18 protein-coding genes are annotated in these 18,513 nt (G+C 44.3%); 8 read left to right on the forward strand and 10 right to left on the reverse strand.

What is annotated here, in order from left to right; translation table 11 throughout:
- The first annotated feature begins 138 nt into the window (after window positions 1–138).
- Window positions 139–1,029, forward strand: a complete 891-nt coding sequence (locus AC58U0_RS32980; RefSeq protein WP_497382999.1) for an ABC transporter ATP-binding protein — start codon at window positions 139–141, stop codon at window positions 1,027–1,029.
- A complete protein-coding gene (locus tag AC58U0_RS32985; protein ID WP_497383000.1) occupies window positions 1,026–1,838 on the forward strand; it encodes an ABC transporter permease subunit in 813 nt (270 codons plus the stop codon). Before AC58U0_RS32980 ends, AC58U0_RS32985 begins: the two co-directional genes overlap by 4 nt.
- A 637-nt stretch (window positions 1,839–2,475) precedes the next feature.
- Here AC58U0_RS32985 and pruA read toward each other — a convergent pair.
- Window positions 2,476–4,044: an L-glutamate gamma-semialdehyde dehydrogenase gene (pruA, locus tag AC58U0_RS32990; protein ID WP_497383001.1), complete on the reverse strand. Its 1,569-nt coding sequence runs from the start codon at window positions 4,042–4,044 to the stop codon at window positions 2,476–2,478.
- 34 nt (window positions 4,045–4,078) lie between these two features.
- Window positions 4,079–4,993, reverse strand: coding sequence for a proline dehydrogenase family protein (locus AC58U0_RS32995; RefSeq protein ID WP_497383002.1), 915 nt, complete (start codon window positions 4,991–4,993; stop codon window positions 4,079–4,081).
- A 228-nt stretch (window positions 4,994–5,221) separates the two neighbouring features.
- Between AC58U0_RS32995 and AC58U0_RS33000 the strand changes: the two genes are divergently transcribed.
- Together AC58U0_RS33000 and chrA are read left to right on the forward strand one after the other, a co-directional pair.
- Window positions 5,222–6,943, forward strand: coding sequence for a sigma-54 interaction domain-containing protein (locus tag AC58U0_RS33000; RefSeq protein WP_497383003.1), 1,722 nt, complete (start codon window positions 5,222–5,224; stop codon window positions 6,941–6,943).
- Window positions 6,944–7,121: 178 nt separating this feature from the next.
- The gene (gene chrA, locus AC58U0_RS33005) at window positions 7,122–8,354 is read left to right on the forward strand and encodes a chromate efflux transporter (RefSeq protein WP_497383004.1); all 1,233 of its coding nucleotides are present in this window, start codon (window positions 7,122–7,124) and stop codon (window positions 8,352–8,354) included.
- Window positions 8,355–8,364: 10 nt separating this feature from the next.
- Here chrA and AC58U0_RS33010 read toward each other — a convergent pair whose 3' ends face one another.
- A complete protein-coding gene (locus AC58U0_RS33010; protein WP_497383005.1) occupies window positions 8,365–9,171 on the reverse strand; it encodes an MBL fold metallo-hydrolase in 807 nt (268 codons plus the stop codon).
- Window positions 9,168–10,079 (reverse strand): SMP-30/gluconolactonase/LRE family protein, encoded by a 912-nt coding sequence (locus tag AC58U0_RS33015; protein WP_497383006.1) that lies wholly within the window; start codon window positions 10,077–10,079, stop codon window positions 9,168–9,170. The genes AC58U0_RS33010 and AC58U0_RS33015 overlap by 4 nt, the downstream gene beginning before the upstream one ends.
- A 171-nt stretch (window positions 10,080–10,250) precedes the next feature.
- Between AC58U0_RS33015 and AC58U0_RS33020 the strand changes: the two genes are divergently transcribed.
- Both AC58U0_RS33020 and AC58U0_RS33025 read left to right on the forward strand, forming a co-directional pair.
- Window positions 10,251–11,402, forward strand: a complete 1,152-nt coding sequence (locus AC58U0_RS33020; RefSeq protein ID WP_497383007.1) for an MFS transporter — start codon at window positions 10,251–10,253, stop codon at window positions 11,400–11,402.
- 48 nt (window positions 11,403–11,450) lie between these two features.
- Complete coding sequence (locus tag AC58U0_RS33025) at window positions 11,451–12,230, forward strand: 3'-5' exonuclease (protein ID WP_497383008.1); 780 nt, start codon at window positions 11,451–11,453, stop codon at window positions 12,228–12,230.
- 85 nt (window positions 12,231–12,315) lie between these two features.
- On the opposite strand, the gene AC58U0_RS33030 is transcribed toward AC58U0_RS33025, so the two are convergent.
- The 6 genes from AC58U0_RS33030 to AC58U0_RS33055 form a co-directional block, all read right to left on the reverse strand.
- The gene (locus AC58U0_RS33030; RefSeq protein ID WP_497383009.1) at window positions 12,316–12,687 is read right to left on the reverse strand and encodes an IDEAL domain-containing protein; all 372 of its coding nucleotides are present in this window, start codon (window positions 12,685–12,687) and stop codon (window positions 12,316–12,318) included.
- 455 nt (window positions 12,688–13,142) lie between these two features.
- Window positions 13,143–13,292, reverse strand: a complete 150-nt coding sequence (locus AC58U0_RS33035; RefSeq protein ID WP_497383010.1) for a hypothetical protein — start codon at window positions 13,290–13,292, stop codon at window positions 13,143–13,145.
- A 91-nt stretch (window positions 13,293–13,383) separates the two neighbouring features.
- Complete coding sequence (locus tag AC58U0_RS33040; RefSeq protein WP_497383011.1) at window positions 13,384–14,169, reverse strand: SDR family oxidoreductase; 786 nt, start codon at window positions 14,167–14,169, stop codon at window positions 13,384–13,386.
- A gap of 149 nt (window positions 14,170–14,318) precedes the next feature.
- Window positions 14,319–14,459: a hypothetical protein gene (locus AC58U0_RS33045; RefSeq protein WP_497383012.1), complete on the reverse strand. Its 141-nt coding sequence runs from the start codon at window positions 14,457–14,459 to the stop codon at window positions 14,319–14,321.
- A 30-nt stretch (window positions 14,460–14,489) separates the two neighbouring features.
- Window positions 14,490–14,942: a hypothetical protein gene (locus tag AC58U0_RS33050; RefSeq protein ID WP_497383013.1), complete on the reverse strand. Its 453-nt coding sequence runs from the start codon at window positions 14,940–14,942 to the stop codon at window positions 14,490–14,492.
- 62 nt (window positions 14,943–15,004) lie between these two features.
- On the reverse strand, window positions 15,005–15,823 hold the full coding sequence (locus AC58U0_RS33055) for an MBL fold metallo-hydrolase (RefSeq protein WP_497383014.1): 819 nt from the start codon (window positions 15,821–15,823) through the stop codon (window positions 15,005–15,007).
- A gap of 182 nt (window positions 15,824–16,005) precedes the next feature.
- Between AC58U0_RS33055 and AC58U0_RS33060 the strand changes: the two genes are divergently transcribed.
- Together AC58U0_RS33060 and AC58U0_RS33065 are read left to right on the forward strand one after the other, a co-directional pair.
- Window positions 16,006–16,875, forward strand: coding sequence for an SDR family oxidoreductase (locus tag AC58U0_RS33060; protein ID WP_497383017.1), 870 nt, complete (start codon window positions 16,006–16,008; stop codon window positions 16,873–16,875).
- 208 nt (window positions 16,876–17,083) lie between these two features.
- Window positions 17,084–18,223, forward strand: a complete 1,140-nt coding sequence (locus AC58U0_RS33065) for a PQQ-dependent sugar dehydrogenase (RefSeq protein ID WP_497383015.1) — start codon at window positions 17,084–17,086, stop codon at window positions 18,221–18,223.
- Window positions 18,224–18,513 lie beyond the last annotated feature (290 nt).

Here is an 18,513-nt window from a genome sequence, read left to right on the forward strand (position 1 = left end):
CCGTTTTTTTGGAATAATGAAATTATAGCATAAATATATTTCAAAAGTATTGACGGTACTAACATTCAGGAGTAACATAAGTTTTGAAATTATTCATAAATAATATTTCATAACTTTCATATTTGGAGGTGGCCGCGCATGTTGACTGTTCAGCAGCTGACCAAAACATTCCCGAACGGAAAAGGGATTTTTGACGTATCTTTTTCGGTCAAAAAAGGTGAGGTGTTCGGATTTCTTGGTCCGAACGGGGCCGGCAAATCCACGACGATCCGGCATATCATGGGATTCATGAAACCGGATAAAGGCTCAGTGAAGGTTGGCGGGCTGGACACCTGGGCTAAGCAGGGTACCGTCCAGCGGTATATCGGTTATTTGCCAGGAGAGATCGCGTTTATCGAGGGCATGTCCGGGCGAACGTTTTTGGATTTTATGGCGGAAATGCAAGGGTCGAAGCATTCGGCGCGGCGGGAGGAGCTGATCGACCGCTTCCAGTTCGACGTCCGGACCCCCATCCGCAAAATGTCCAAAGGCATGAAGCAGAAGGTCGGCATCGTCGCCGCTTACATGCATCAGCCGGAGGTGATCATCCTGGATGAACCGACATCGGGACTCGACCCGCTTATGCAGAAGGTGTTTATCGACCTCGTACTGGAGGAGAAAGCCCGGGGGACAACGTTCTTGATGTCGTCGCACAGCTTTCCGGAAATTGAGCGGACATGCGACCGTGCGGCCATTATTAAGGACGGTGTCATCCTTACTGTCAAAGATATCCACGAGCTGCAGTCGATGCAGCGGAAATTGTTCGAATTGACGTTCGAACGTGCAGAGGATGCGGAAGCATTCGGGCGGACTTCCGGCATAACCGTCGAATCGCGTGAAGGTAATCGCGTGCGGGTGGCTGTACAAGGAGAGTATGCTCAGTTCCTCTTAGAGACGTCTAAGTACCCTATTCGAAACTTGGACGTATTCACGCAAAGCCTCGAAGACGTGTTCATGAACTATTACGACCGGAAGGGGACATTACAATGAATTCCTCTCTCTATAAACACATGATGAAGATTCATATAAAAGGGATGATGAACTATGCGTTCGGATCCGCTTTTTATATCCTGCTCATGTTCTGGCTGTTCCCGAGCTTCGCAGGAAATAATGCAGCCCTAGACGAGTTGATCAAGTCCTTGCCTCCCGGCATGACCAATGCGTTCAATTTGGGCAGCGGCTTCGGCACCGTGGAGGCATTCATCTCAGGCGAATATTACGGACTGCTGCTCGTACTGATCGTTTCGATTTTCTGCATCATGTTCAGCACACAGCTGATGGCGAAGCTGGTTGACCAGGGATCCATGGCGTATTTGTTGGCTACGCCCACCACCCGCGGGAAAGTAGCGATGACGCAAGCAGCCGTTTTTGTGACTGGGCTTTTGTCCATCATGGCGGTTACGACATTATGCGGGTTTGCGGGATATGCCCTGTTTATAGGGAACTTGAGCGACTTTCACGGAGCGGCATACCTGCGTATGAACCTGGCGGCGTTATTGCTGTTCTTCGCGGTCGGCGGAATCGCCTTTCTCGTCTCTTCTTTAGCCAACGACGAAAAGAAGGCGCTCGGGATATCAGCCGTGCTTACCTTCGGGTTTTTTAGTCTAGATTTCATCGGCAAACTGAGCGAAAAGATCAATTGGCTGCGCAACCTGACGTACTTCTCATTGTATGATCCGAGCGGCATGATCGGCGGGCAGACGGGAACCGCGTTTGCATGGTCGGTATTGATTGTGATTGGGCTTGTGACCTTTGCAGCGGGAATCACGCTGTTCCGCAAACGTGATTTGCCTTTGTAAGGCGGTATCGATGGTCTGCATCGCTTGGAAAAAGCCGCTCTGGTTGCAGTGAGCTTGAACTGTGACACGTAAGATGGACACTTTGAAAAAAGTGCTCACTTACGGGTTATAGTTCAGATTCTGCCTATGAGCGGGCTTTTGATCATATTTTTCACATATGCTCGGTGATTGCATTCAACGTCGTCTAGCAGCATGCTTACTATCTTCGCAAGATCTCTTCAGCATTGGGTCCGCAATTCGATCGGAAGGCCGAGTTCACCCGTGTCGGGACGAGTACGTCATCAATACTACTGAAAGGGAACGTACGAGCGCTATTTATGCTAATTTTGCCTATTTAGCTACCTTGAAGGAACTACACGCCCTTATTTCCCCTTTTTGTTCGGAATTTCCGCCAAAAATGCAAAATAGCGGATCTACGTTCCCTCTGATCACGAAAATGCAGCCATATTGATAAATAGCGTCTCGTAGTTCCCTTTTACCTCTCGGCGACCGATCCTTGAGGCGAATTATTGCTTTAAATTTACTTCTCGCCTCAATTTCATAATGCTAACTCAGTCCCCTAGCGTTTCCACACCTCGCCTGCCGATCCTATAAAAAAAGAAGGCCAGACTCATCGTCTGCCCTCTTCTTCTATTCATTATACTTTACGTGAAGTCAGCTTCGCTTGTGTGAGGAGCATGAGGTAGTCGTAACCGCCTGCTTTGGAATCCGTTCCCGACATATTGAAGCCGCCAAAAGGATGTACGCCCACCAATGCGCCTGTGCATTTGCGATTAATGTACAAGTTGCCGCAGTGAACAGTGTCTAATGCCTCAGAAATCCGCTCCTCATTCGTGGAGAAGTAGGAGCCTGTCAAACCAAATTCCGTATCATTGTACATCGCGATGGCTTCTTTCCAATCCTTGGCTTTAGCAATGGCCAAGACAGGTCCGAAAATCTCCTCCTGCATAACGCGCGCTTTGCCATTTACATCGCCGAACACAGTTGGCTGAATGTAATAGCCGTTTCCTTCGGCCTTATTACCACCTGCAAGCAGTGTTCCTTCGGTTTTCCCAATTTCAATGTAATCCAAAATTTTATCATAGGAACCTTTATCAATTACCGGACCTGCTGCGAAATTGTGCTCAGGCAGGCCGCTTTGCAGCTGGTTCGTCAGAGCAACTACTTTGTCTACAACTACGTCGTAAACAGATTCTACAATGATTGCACGTGAACCGGCCGAGCATTTCTGCCCTTGGAAGCCGAAAGCAGAAGCCACAATCGCAGCGGCAGCCGCATCGAGATCTGCTGTTTCGTCCACGACAATACCATCTTTGCCGCCCATTTCCGCAATCACACGCTTGATCCAAATTTGACCAGGCACCACATCCGCGGCCAACTTGTTGATGCGCAAACCAATCTCCTTGGAGCCAGTAAAGCTAATGAAACGAGTTTTCGGATGTGTGGTTAAATAGTCTCCTACTTCCGCACCGCTTCCTGGAATGAAATTAATTACGCCGGCAGGAAGTCCAACTTCCTCCATAAGAGCCACGAATTTGTGAGCAATAACAGGCGTTGTTGAAGCTGGCTTCAGCAAAACGGTGTTACCAGAAACAACCGCCGCAATGGTCATTCCAACACAAATCGCTAGCGGGAAGTTCCATGGCGGAATAATAACGCCGACGCCTAATGGGATATAACTAATTTGGTTGTTTTCACCAGGAATTTTAGCTAATGGCTGCGTCTCGTTGATTTGGCTCAAACGAATCATTTCACGCGCGTAGAACTCGATGAAATCGATCGCTTCTGCAGTATCTACATCCGCTTCAACGTAGTTTTTACCTGACTCTAGAATCATCAACGCTGAGAACTCATGCTTGCGATCACGCATTAGCGCAGCAGCTTTAAATAAATACTCCGCACGCTCTCTAGCAGGAACCTTTTTCCAAGTTTCGAATGTTTCGAGGGCAACGTTCATCGCTTTTTCAGCAAGTGTCTGATCCGCTTTGCTTACGTATCCAATGATTTCGTCTACATTCCCCGGGTTAATCGAAGTGATTTTAGCATCTGTTACAATTTTCTCAGTACCGATATATAGCGGGTATTCGCGCCCTAGCTCACTTTTCACTTTGGCAATAGCAGCTTGCATCGCCTTCACATTTTCCTCTAAACCAAAATTAGTAAATGGCTCATTTGCATATGGACTAACCTTTGTAAATGTATTCATATTATTGCTCCTCTCCGAATGGGAAACTTGGGTGTTATTTAAACATATTTTTCAGAACAAACCAGACATTTGCTGGGCGCTCTGCTAACCTTCTCATGAAATATCCGAACCAATCTACACCGTAAGGGACATAGACACGAACCCGATATCCTTCTTTCACTAATTGCTTTTGCAAATCTTCACAAATCCCATAAAGCATCTGGAATTCAAACTGTTCGATAGAGATAAGATTTGACCTTACAAATTCTTTCGTAAAATGAATGATCGCCTCGTCGTGGCTCGCAATAGCTGTATAATGACCGTTCAAAAGATGCTTTTGAATGATTTTTTTATAATTTTCATCAACCGCGCTTTTTTCTGGAAAAGCAACTTCCGGAGATTCTTTATAAGCACCTTTTACAAGTCGCAGATTAGCTCCGAGTGAATGCAAATCATCGATATCCTGCATAGTGCGGTACAAATAAGCTTGAATGACGATGCCTACATTGTCATATTCTTGTCGAAGCTCTCTATAGATATCGAGTGAGATTTGACAATGCGCATAATCCTCCATATCAATTCGTACGAAATTTCCATGCTGACGAGCACAATCAAGAATTCTTTTCATGTTATTTACACAGAGCTCTCTACTGATATCTAGCCCAAGTGAAGTCATTTTAAGCGAAAGATTGGATTTGACGCCTGAACTAGCAATCGCATCTAGCGTTTGAATACACATCGCTGTTAATTCCAACGCTTCTTCTTCACTAAAGACGAACTCTCCCAAATGGTCTAGGGTCGCTATTCGGCCATCTTGATTAAGCTCGCGAACAGCTTGAATAGATTGCTGGATGGTCTCTCCTGCTACAAAACGCGCTGCACCAAAGCGTAAACCATACTTTTTGGCTAATCGATTGGCAGTTCGGCTTTTGCCTAAAGATTGAAACATATTTTTCATGATCGTTTCCATCTGTTATTCCCCCAAAAGGAATTATACAATAGTGTTTAATTAATAATTTTATTATACACTTAAATTTAAATTTTGAACACTATTTGTTTATGTTGGTATATTTCTTGCATGTTGAACAATTTTTGTTTCTTTACCTCTATCATACTCACCTTCTCGGCTTCTTGTGTTGAATCTCTCTTGCTTTCATGGTAAATTTAAACCAAATAAATGGTACAAATGAGGTCAATTATGTTCATAAATGAACACTTTCCGTTGAACAACCCTATGATCACACTCCCTGTTGAAACAACGCTTGAAGAGCTTTCTTCCTATTTAAACAATGGAACGGCAGTTATTGCCCATTCGCACGACGAAATATGTTTATTTGCACCGGAAGATGCTGGCCTTATGACGGCCTTTTCCGCTAGAAACATCCAAGAATTGGTAGAAAACAGCAAATACTTTGTATCCACGATTATTACTGTGGACGATAATACTCCTTTGCCGCTTGTGTCTCAACGAACAAATCGACCGGTACTTTTCAAAGATAAGGATGGAACCATCGGGGGATACTCTGATTTATCCACGTATCTCAATTTCGTCCTTTCCGAGCTGCAAAAGTGGTCTGCCTATTTCACCGCACTCGCAGATACCGTCACCGATGCTGTCACGGTCGTTGATCGAGCCGGCGCTGTGATTTGCTGGAATTCCGTCGCTGAGGATCTTTATCATCTTCCGGCAGTAGATATTTTGGGCAAACGCATTGGCGAACACTTTGATATCGAAACACTGATGGTCCTGAAAATTTTGGACGAAGGCCGGATGATTCGTAATACCTACCACCGTCCTCGCCCGGACACCCACGTCCTTATTAATGCGTCACCGATCAGAGATGCTCAAGGGCATATCATTGGAGGCATTGCAACCGAGCAGGATATTACACAATTGGTACGATTGAACGAACAATTAACAACCGTCGATTCCTTCGGACTACCACATAAAGATCAGGCTGAAGATCTCTTTACCTTAATCAAAGGAAAAGGACCTGCTATCGGCAAAGTCATCCAATGGGCCAAAAAGGTGGCAGCAACAGAAACACCCGTCCTCCTGATTGGAGAATCGGGTGTTGGCAAAGAACAGCTTGCTCATATTATCCATCAGTCGAGTTCAAGATCCGAGCAGCCTTTCTTGACAATTAATTGCGGCATCGTTCCCGCAGGTTTATTGGAAGCTGAATTATTTGGCTATCAAGGGGGCGCCTTCACGGGAAGTGAAAGTGGACAAGCCGGCAAATTGGAGCTAGCCAAAGACGGCACGTTGTTTATTAATGAAATCGAGAAGCTTCCATTAGAGCTTCAAGCTAAGCTTTATCATTACATTACACAGCAAACGATCGTTCGCTCCGGAGGAAGTCAACCTATCAGTGTGCGTACGCGAATCATAATCGCAACTACACAAGATTTAGCAAGCAAGCTGGTCAATCAAGAATTCCGCTCGGATCTGTACTATGCACTCAATGTCATTTCCATTCGGATTCCGCCTCTAAGAGATAGAACCGAAGACATTCCTGCGATGGTCCAAATGTATCTCAAACAGTTTTCACTGCAATACCAGAAGCCTGTTCCTACACTTTCGCCAGAGGTCATCTTAGCTTTCACCAACTATTCATGGCCAGGGAACATCCAAGAATTGAAAAATGTCATCGAGCGATGCATCATTCTTAATGATGAAGACCTGATCACTTTGGAACATTTGCCAGTCACTTTACAGGAGCAGCAACCAAGCCTTACTTCTTCAGAAGGAGATGCTGCGACAACTTCATTAAAAGCGAAGGTGTCTGATGTTGAAGAAATCCATCTGATTGAAGAAGCTTTGTCCAAAACGGCAGGCAATAAAAGCGCAGCAGCCAAACTATTAGGCATCTCCCGCGGCACCCTTTACAACAAGATGAAGGAATATCAGCTGGAGTAATATGAGTTGATGAACTCCCTCGTATTTCGAGGCCATTGAAAAAGGATCATGAATTCTACCTAGTAGATTTCATGATCCTTTATATGTGTAGGGAGTAATCGGATGGTCGTCATTACTGTATTATTTGTGTTAAACGGTAGAATCGCGTTGCAATTTCCGATACACTACAATTACTTAGATGTTCATCAATCGTCATTGGGGAGGAAATGGGTTGGACACCGCTGCAAAACCACAGCAAAGCAAACGAAGAGCATTGCTTGAAGTATTTTTCGTATCAACAAAATTAGGATTGACGTCATTCGGTGGACCCATTGCCCATCTGGGCTATTTTCACAACGAATATATTCAGAAACGTAAATGGATGGATGAGAAAAGTTATGCCGATCTCGTTGCTTTATGCCAGTTTCTCCCGGGACCAGCCAGCAGTCAAGTAGGTGTTGGAATCGGTACCATTCGGGCTGGATTGTTGGGAGGCGCAGTTGCTTGGCTTGGGTTTACTTTACCTTCTATTATCCTCCTACTACTCTTTTCCCTGCTGATGAAAGCCATGGATGTTAGCAGCACTGGCTGGATTCACGGTCTCAAAATCGTCGCTGTTGCCATCGTCGCACAAGCTGTTCTCAGCATGGGGAAAAAGTTAGCATCAGATAAAAGCACGGCCTCCATAGCTATCGCGGCAGCTTCAGTAACCTTGTTATGGCAGACGGTCTATAGCCAAGTTGTTATTATTTTACTCGCTGGACTCATCGGGCTATTTGCCTTCAAAACCGTTTCGAACCAAGATAACAGTACCATTCAAGTGCGTGTTCATCGCTCTGTTGCGATCCTTTGCTTGATCATGTATGCGCTGCTGCTTCTGCTTCTACCAATTTTCAGCGGTCTATGGCATTCGCAGCTCTTATCCCTTTTTGATTCGTTTTATCGGGTCGGTTCCTTGGTCTTCGGCGGCGGCCATGTTATTCTCCCCCTTTTGGAACGCGAAGTTGTCCCGCAAGGTTGGGTAAGTAAAGAAGTCTTCCTGGCTGGATATGGGGCTACGCAGGCAGTTCCGGGTCCGCTTTTTACATTTGGCACGTATTTGGGCGCCATGTTTGACGGATTCAGAGGGGCTATCGTGGGAACCTTGGCCATTTTCCTGCCTGCTTATCTCTTGATTATAGGGGCTTTGCCTTTTTGGAATTCCTTACGAACAAATGTCAAAATTCAAAGTGCTTTCGTAGGCATAAATGCGGCCGTTGTCGGCATCCTGCTCGCGGCACTTTATAACCCACTTTGGACAACCGTCATTATTCGTCCTTATGATTTTGCACTGGTTATCGTATTGTTTGGCCTTTTGGTATTTTGGAAATTACCGCCTTGGTGCATCGTCCTCTTAGGCGCTGTTGTGGGTCAAGCTTTGTATTATTTATAAAAATGAATCATTACTTCGCATATACCAGTGTCTCACCCGGTTGGAAAATATGAAATTTCTGCCCCGGATGCTTCTGATATAAACGGTCAACGAAGGGGGCGATCCCTTCACTATTGTTTGCATACATATCGAAGTGCACAGGCACAACGATATCGAACTTCAGGTGAGCTGCTAAGTCTGCCGCTTCCAGAGCGTTCATGTTGCCGACGACACCGAGGCGGTTGCGGAAAATGTCCCTTCCGTTAATCGGCAGAAAACCTACATCGATAGTGAAGCCGGTCAGCGCCTCGACTAACTCCTCTGTCAGAAGCGTATCCCCTGCATGATAAATGAACAAGCCGTCCCATTGTAAGACGTAGCCTAAGTAGTGATCCCAGCCTTCGCCATCTCGCACACGTTCCTCGTGCCAAGCCGGAATGGGGTGAATGATCAGATCAGCGCCGTATTGAAATGCCTCATGGGTCCCAAGCGCATGCAGCCGCTCTGCTGAAATGCCGATCGCCTCCAGCGAAGGCAAACACGATTTCGGAGCACCAAACTGACATTGGGGAGATGCCACCGCGATTGCTCTCAGCGTATCTGGATCCATGTGGTCCATATGCTCATGCGTACAAAGCACAAGATCCAAATCCGTTAGTGTCTCCGGCTTCACAGGAGGAACATATCTCCGCTGCCAAAAACCCTCCGGAAACCCAGAAAGATGATCAACAGAATCCGTCAAATAAGGGTCTATCGCTATAGCGAGATCTTTTTTACGCAGAATAACGCCGACCTGGCCGATATACTGAATCTTTAAATGTCTATTCTCATTTGTCATAGAACCTCCCCTTTCCGTTCCTCATGCTGTACTCCGAATGAATGCGTCTTCGTACCTCTTACACCTGGCTTTACCGCAAAAATCCCTCCAGCATGTGGTTGATCCCCCGCCTGATCCTCCTGAAGACCCTTTCGGGCGGTCGTAACGTACAAGGTGTCTAGCTCGTCTCCACCGAAAATACAGGAGGTTACTTTAGCTGCAGGAATGGCAATGCTGTCTATCTTTTGAGCTGTTTTTGGATTCCAACGGGACACCTGCCAACCATCCCAATGGGCGATCCAAAGCATCCCTTCTTCATCGATCGTCATCCCGTCAGGGAACCCTTTTTCACTCCGAAAATCGATCCGTATTCTCGGATTGCTAATTTCCCCTTTATCCGCCTCATACTCAAATGCGAGCACTAGCTTTTTCATAGAATCGATATAGTACATTTCTTTCTCATCTAAGCTCCAAGCGATCCCGTTGGAAACGCCCACTCCCTCGTAAACCTTGCGATAACTGTGATCCGTTTCTAGCACATAGAGTGCACCTGTTGCCTCTTTTTCAATAATCTCCATGGTGCCCGCCCAGAATCGCCCGTTAGCATCACATTTCCCATCGTTAAACCGATTTTCCGGTAAATGTGATTCTGGATCAACAAGAGGCGTAAGCTTTCGCTGCTGCATCTGGTACGTTTGGAATCCAGATTGTGTTGCTAACACTACCTCATTTTCGCCGGCACAGACAACAGCGCCGACATATTCCCCAATTTGAAAATCTTCGTTTAACCCTGTTTCAGGATCAAACCTTCCAAATTTTTCCCCTATAATATCAACCCAATATAGCAGACCCTGTTCCGCATTCCAGCACGGACCTTCAGCCAATGTGGCTTTGGCATCAAGTACCAGTCGTACGTTTGGTGATCCCATTATGCATCAACTCCTCTCTCTAATTGTAAACCGTCCTTACAGAGATTGGAAGATGCAGGAATACGCCTCTGAAAGAATCGCTTTAATTTACTTTGGATTCTTACCATGACATGTTAGAATGTAGTTTTACAACAGCATTGTGCTAATTTATCTAGGAAGGTTAAGGTCATCATGAATTCTTCAAATTTATTGCGTTCGTTTAACTTTTTGTATTTTGCACTACTGGCTATGTTTGTTTCATTTCTTCCCGTCTATTTAGATGCGCAAGGACTTCCAGCAACGAAGATTGGTCTCATTATAGGAACGGGAGGCTTCATTGCCATCTTCTCGCAACCATTATGGGGCATGATCAGTGATCGAACGAAGACCATTAAGAAGGTTATGTTACTCCTATTAGGATGTTCAACCATTGTGGGGTACTTGTTATACGCCTCATCCAGCTTTATTGTGCTTCTTCTTTTTACGATGCTTATGTATTTTTTCTTAATGCCTCTCGATCCCCTGACAGAAAGTCTAAATTTCCAAACAGCGGAGGCTAACGGGGTAAGCTACGGTTCCATTCGAACCTTCGGAGCTGTCGGTTATGCGGTCATGTCTTTGGCCGTTGGTTATACCACACAATATTTCGGAATCAATAGTTTGGCGTTCTTGTTCGCAGGAATAGGCATCATTAGCATTCTAATCTGTTTGCCCTTGCCTGATGCGCCTGTAACTGGGAAACCGATTTCTCTAAAAAGTCTACGCAAATTCTTAGGAAATAAGGAAACCATTTGGTTTATGTTACTTATCTTTATTGTTGCCGTGCCACAGCGGATCAACGATACTTTTCTTGGTGTCTATATTCGAAAATTAGGCGGCACCCCCGACATGGTTGGTTTGGCCTGGTTTCTAGCAGCTGGAAGCGAAATTCTCGTATTCGCTCTAAGCTTTTGGTGGCTTCGCAAGGGGAAAGAATTAGCGATTATTTCTTTCGCTGCTGTGTTTTATTTCATTCGCTTTTTTCTATCCGCGTGGGTAACAGATCCTCATATTCTCGTGTATCTTCAGCTGCTGCAGACCTTTACATTTCCGATATTTTATTCAGCTGCTATCCAATATTTATATCGTATTGTTCCTGAAGAATGGCGTGCAACGGGACAGACTGTGCTTGCGATCCTTTTCTTTGGCGTATCGGGTATTGTCGCTTCCTATTTGGGCGGCTGGTTCTACGAAAGCTTTGGAGGGAAACAATTATATCTATGGATTTCAGGAATGTCCTTTGCAGGTCTACTGTTTAGTTTCGTTCTAAATACAGTCTATGGAAAACGTAAGCTGGTATCCTAGGCATTTTCTGATAGAATGGAAACACAGAGAAAGAACGGGGGCCACATCATGGACTACATTATTTTGGACATTGAATTCAACGGTCGCAAATTTGCGAGCGATTTACCTATGGAAGTTATTGAAATTGGAGCAGTCCGTTTAGACTCTTCCTTACAGGCTATTGACGAGTTTTCATCTTTAGTCAAACCCGTTTATTTCTCCAAATTGAATGGGTTTATCAAGAAAAAAACGGGCATCCCCCAAGAAGATATCGATCAAGCCGACGGCTTTCGTAAAGTCATTACGGATTTCATGGACTGGCTAAATAAAAGTGATGCTTTCCTGCTAGTCACCTGGGGTGGCGAAGATTTGAAACGCATCGTGTTTGATACGCGGATGCATAAGTTGGATGATGCCTACTGGATGGCTGCCAGCTATTTTGATCTACTGAAAGGGTTTATCCGTTATAAAAATGTGACGAATGATGTCAGTGTTGAGGCTGCTTTGCTCGATCTTAACATTGCTGCTGAAGGCTCAGCTCATAGAGCATTGGACGACGCGCGTATGACAGCTGAGGTATTTCGAGCCATTTTTACGGAGTTAGATTTCGAGCGCAAACAGCAGTACATTGACGTGTACGCTAATGCCAAGGAACGAAGGCTGGTTAAGACCGCAATTCGAGCCATGACCGCTCAAAAGGTAACCCCTACTTGGGAGCTGCTGGTTGAACACTATTTCACAGACAAAGTGACACTTACCGACCCCAGAAAAATAACAGAACTTCAGACTCTTTTTGCCGCGGAAGTCACGAAAGAGAAACAAGTCTCAAACAAGGCACCTATACAGTAAGCGGGAAAACATAACTAAAAAGCCAATCCATTAGACGACATGCAGGACATGTCTCTTGGATTGGCTTTTTCTTTTATTCGCCCCATTAAAACTGATCAACACCTAAGCGGTTATGATAGTAGGACGGAAATACATCACGCTCACCGCGTTTCGTGCCATTTTGTTGAATAGCGAATAATTTCGCTGACAATTCATTGAACCATTGCTCGTCTCTCGTTGTTAGCGCCACATCAATCAAGCTCTTTACTTGATCTTCTATATCAAACTCGCTTACCGGTAATTTCTTTACGTCTTGACTGCTTACTTCCATTATTTTTCCGATGGCAGTTTCACGATCCGATGCAATAACATGCACCCGAGCAACGCCTAACAGCATATCAATAGACTCAATATAACCATGCAGCAATTCATCTTCATTTGTAGTTGCCACAACCCAATCACTGATTACAAAATTCATGATTATCACCGCCATTAACTTATTTTTTGTAAGGACTCGATACTGTAATTATAAATATTACAGTATGGTTTGTCAAGACCTACAAATTCCTCTTTCAATGGCTAATGGCAGTGATGGTTAAAGCGAATACGGACCCGGCAAATTATATATGCCGACGAATAAATCGTCTATAAACGAAGCATATTAGCCTATACAATTGAAAGGGTGAGAAGCATAGATTACTTAACCAATAACAGCGACACAAACTTTGAATCTACGGTTGATGCTGAAGGTAAATCGGATGATTCCAATGAAGACGGACCAGATGATACGGTTATCAGAAGCTCCGAGCACACTAGTCCTGAAACATGCCGAGCAGGTTTTGACGATTAATCGATACAGAAATTAAATAAGCGCATGTTGGTTACAGGAGAGGCCCCCTGAATCAACATACGCTTTTCAACTTTTATAAGTGACTATTCATCATTTTTCTTGTTATCTTTCTCAACATCTTCAATTGTATATTTCAACCCTCCACTACGGGCATGATCAAAGACGATATTGACCTCTTTGGATTGTCCGCTTTTCGGATCGAATGAAGTGACTGTTTCTTTTTGTTCATCCATGGTTTCGTTCACCTCCGAATATAGACTGCTCATTTCTTTAGAAAATCATCCGTATCCCTCAACCACCAGCAAGTCAGTTTGTAAGCTATCGTTAAAGCAGCGATTCAGCACCGTCAATGAACAATTCCGTGCCTGTAATATGGCTCGAGGCTTCTGAGGCAAGGAAAGCTACCAGATTAGCTACTTGCTCCGGCTGACCCGGTGCATGTTCCAATGGCTGGCTGCCTTGCGGATATTTAACTGGAATTTTGATTTTCTCGAGCTCAGGCGTCGGCTGAGTATTTTCCCCAATGTTGGTCTTGATTGACCCTGGACAGATGGCGTTGACGCGTATTTTGTAGCGGGCCAATTCTAATGCGGCCATCTTGGCAAACGCCACTTGTCCTGCCTTTGAAGTGCTATAGGCTGTCATCCCAAATCCAGAGAATGCGCGGCTGCCGTTGATGGAGCTTGTGATGATTATGCTGCCACCGTTCTCTTTCATATGAGGAATCGCTTGTTTGACACACAGGAACGTTCCCTTCAGATTGACGAACAGAGTACGATCCCAATCCTCAGGCTTCATATCTTCGATCGGTGCCAACACCCCGTTGATGCCCGCATTAGCAAATACAACATCTAGTCGTCCCCAGGTTTTTACCGTCTGCTCGAACGCCTGAGCAACACGGTCCGGATCAGAAACGTCAACATCAACCGTGATCGCTTGGCCTCCTGCTGCCACAATATCCTGTTTCGTCTGCTCCAGCCGGTCGTCCTTCAAATCCACAAGACACACTTTCATCCCTTGCTGTGCAAGCATCTCGGCGGCTGCCTGACCAATTCCTGATCCCGCTCCGGTGATCAATGCGACCTTATCCTTCAAATCCGGCAGTCCCATGCGCGGTTTTTGTATTGTTTGTACGCTAATGAGCTATCACCCCTAACCCAAATAAGTAGTGGATTGAAAAAGAATCCATGCTTGGTTTGCCCGATAGGGATGAAAAATATGTGATTAGTCTAAAAGGAGTCACCTCCAATAGGGAGACATTAAAGAAATGTTGCACATTGTACAACAATCTGAAATCTTTTCAGCGATTTCCCTTCGATTGTTGTAAAAAACACAACACTTTCGATCATATCGATAAACTCCCCCGTATACGCATTGATACCAACACCATCGATGGACACGTTCCATTTCCTGTTACCTGTATCGCCTATTTATACTTTCATAGGGTTCAGGTATGCCTCTAAAACTTCTTCTACCGGTTTACCAATTAATCGATTACTAATTGTAATCTTTATCGTATCCGTTCTTTCGTTTATCATTATTTCAAATTGGTCTACACGATCCTCAACCATGTAGCTGTGCATGATGCGTTCCTTAGCAAAGAATTCATCATTCAATTTTATTCCAAGCTCTCCCACATACACTTGTTCAATAACTACTCCAAGGACAACGATGACTGTCAAAATAATATATTTTAGATTCCCCTCAAGTATTAGAACAAATGGCAAAGAAAGAATTGAAAGTAGCATTGTTTGGACGCTTTTATAATTACTTGTTCCTTTGAAAAAAACAGCTCCTACTTGTTTTTTAGCTTTAAATGCTTTGATCCCTTTATAAACCATATAAACGATGAAAACAATCAAAACAAAGTAATTAAGGCTCAATTAAATCACTTCCTTTGGAATTTCTGTATACTGCCGCCGGCGATAATAGGTTGAAGAATGACTTAACTAGAATATTCCTGCTTAATGATTCTTATATTTTCTTCGTGGCATTCTTCTGTAAAAGAAGATTTATAAGCATGCTCATCACCAAGCGCGGCGATAGCATTCTCATCTTTGGCAATGACCGCCTTAATAAGCCGTTCCAAATGATCAGAAGACATGTCCAATCGCCTTTTCATCTCCTCTGTATCGGTGGTAACTTGTCCATGCCCTGGAACTAGCAGCTTAATGCTGTGTTGATCTAAAATCTGACTTGCCGTATTCAATGTTTCCTTATATGCTTCGGCACTATGATAAATAAACGGTAATTCGAAATCGGATAAATAATCTCCTGCAATCCAAATACCAAGCGGCTCAATGACAGTAAACAAGCCATCCGGCGTATGTCCTGGGGATTTATAAAAAGTCAGTAACGTATCCCCAATCCTTAGTTCCGCAGCATCTTCTGAGATGATGATATCAAGGACAGGAAATTCGATGGGGTAATTTCGATTGATATAATGTTTCCTATCGAATTCTTCAATCAATGAAATCTTGTATTCTTTCTTCGGGTGACAGCTTAGCGCGTAACTCCCAATTATTTTAGCGCCGGGAAATGCTTTATAGCCAATAATGTGATCAAAATCGCCATGCGTAAATAACAGGTATAGGTCCCTCTCACCTTTTACCGAATCAACATAGTTCCGAATGTCATCAACTTCATTTGGAAGCCAGTTCGGATCAACAATTAATACCATATCCTTCGTTAGCACAACGGTTGATGTCGTTTGATATAATGCGCTTTGAAAGACGGTTGTATGTTCATTTTGGTATATAATCATGAAATTTTGGCTCCTTATATAAAATCTTTTCTTTTATTTAACTTAACAATAATCTCCTCCTATACTATCACGAGTATATGGGTTACGGTATCTTCCCATTCGCATAGTGGGTCACAAGAAATGGTTCATCGTAATGAAATCAGGTTAATGAATTAGGAATCCAAACAAAGGAGTGATTCATGATGAGTTCGCAAACCGAACACATTCAAACGTTACCCCCGCAGCATCAAAATCGTAGGCCCGGTCTGGAAAGAGATATGACACCCCGTCCAATTTCGGTTGACCGTAAGTATAAGGGCAGTGAAAAGCTGTTTGGCCGAACTGCCATAATTACAGGCGGAGATAGCGGAATTGGAAGAGCCGTAGCAGTCTGCTATGCGGCTGAAGGCGCTGATGTGGTCATTGTTTATTTGGACGAGCATGAAGACGCAAAGGAAACCAAGCGCTTAGTTGAAGCCGAGGGTCGAGAGTGCGTGCTAATCGCTGGAGATATTGGTGAGGAAAAATTTTGTATAGATGTTGTTAAACAGACCGTAGATAGCTTTGGTAAACTCGACATTCTCGTTAATAATGCGGCTGAGCAGCATCCACAGGACAGGATCGAAGATATTACGAAAGAGCAGCTTGAGAAGACGTTTCGTACGAATATCTTCTCGTTCTTCTATTTGACTAAGGCGGCTATGCCGCATTTAAAAGAAGGTGCTGTCATCATTAATTCGGCCTCGATTACAGCTTATCAGGGAAATGCAGGCCTGCTTGATTACTCCTCTACAAAAGGAGCTATCGTATCGTTCACCCGCTCACTGGCCTTGAACGTTATTGACAAAGGAATCCGTGTTAACGCAGTTGCACCCGGTCCAATCTGGACGCCGCTCATTCCTTCAACTTTCGATGAGGAAAAAGTATCTAAATTCGGATCCAACAGTCCGATGAAGCGACCCGGACAGCCTGAGGAACTTGGACCGTCCTACGTGTTCCTCGCCTCGGACGATTCTTCCTATATGTCGGGGCAAGTGCTGCACGTGAATGGTGGACAAGTGGTCAATGGCTAATCAGATAGGATCATTTGAAAAAGGTCGGTGCCTTCTGTTGAAGGCACTGACCTTTTTCGCCTATTTATATTGATTTAATAAATTAACGATTCGTTCACGTAACTCTTCAGGATGCGATTTATCGTTTTCTTCCACAAAATGGTATGATAGTTCTTACCTACCACAGAATTAACGCATGTTTATCCTATTCCTGGAGGAGGAAATGTTAATGAGAAAGATCCTTGTTATTCTAATAGCTTTATCGTTTGGGATAACCTCTGGCTGTACGCCGAATAAGCTTGTTAATGAGCCATCTCCAGATCAGACTTCAACTACACAAGTGAATATACCCTATACAATGGAAACAGTTGCCGAAGGTCTTAATGTCCCTTGGGAGATGGATATCGCGAAGGATGGACGGATTTTTTTCACAGAAAGACCTGGTACGTTGCGTGTGATTGAGAAGGGTCTTCTGAACCCTGAGCCGCTAATCTCTTTCGAGGCCCCCTTCATCAGCGAAGGTGAGGGAGGATTGTTAGGGCTTGCGCTTGATCCCTCTTTTATGGAAAACCATTATATCTATGTATATCACACCTATCGAGTGAAGGATCAAGTCAGCAATCGTGTGCTGAGACTTATCGAAAAAAATAACAAGGCGCAGCTGGATAAAGTATTAATTTCCGGATTACCAGGGGCGGAAAACCATAACGGCGGAAGGATTAAAATTGGTGTCGATAAGCTGCTTTATATCACCTCTGGCGATCGGTATGATCCCCCATTAGCACAAGACCCAACTAGCATGGGAGGCAAAATATTACGAATTGCCCTTGACGGTTCTATTCCTGCCTCTAATCCTTTTAAGAATTCACCCATCTACAGCATGGGACACCGTAACCCTCAAGGGCTCGCTTGGCATCCTGAAACAGGGAAATTGTACAGTTCCGAACATGGACAATCCGCACATGATGAGATTAACCTTATTGAACCTGGGGGTAATTATGGTTGGCCATTAATTGAAGGTGAAATATCCTCGAGTCCAGAGAAAGCTAATCTAAAAACGCCAATCCTCCAAAGCGGAAAAGAAACGTGGGCACCATCGGGCGCAGCATTCGTTAGCAAAGGGCCTTGGAAAGGCAGCCTCTTGGTGGCAGGATTGCGGGGAGAACGGCTTTTAAAAGTAAACCTAAAAGGTCCAAAATACGAAACTGTTACCAACGTGGAACATTTATTTCAAGGGAAATTCGGCAGGCTTCGCAATATCTATGAAGGACCCGATGGATCACTATATCTCATGACGAACAACCGTGACGGTCGCGGCAAGCCAAATAAAGGCGATGATAAGATCATTCGACTGAAGCCAAACTTTTAACTGCATAATTTTAGCTGAATAACGTTGAATTAGTTTCTGCCCTTTCGCTTCCAAAAGAAGTGTTTAGGGCATTATTTGTATATTTTAAGGGATTTCATGGTTACCAATGTTGTAGTTTATACAACAATTCACACGCCTAAAGGCTGTTTTGCAAGATGAAGTTGCAGTTCGTACAACATTTCTATAAAGCCCCCTAATTAAGTTGGACACTTTTAGGCTAAGAAAATACAATGAAATTAGCCGGAGGTTGTTCGTATGAGGGTAAAGCATAGCAAGTTTGACGAACTGAG

The organism is Paenibacillus sp. J31P190, from assembly GCF_059692075.1.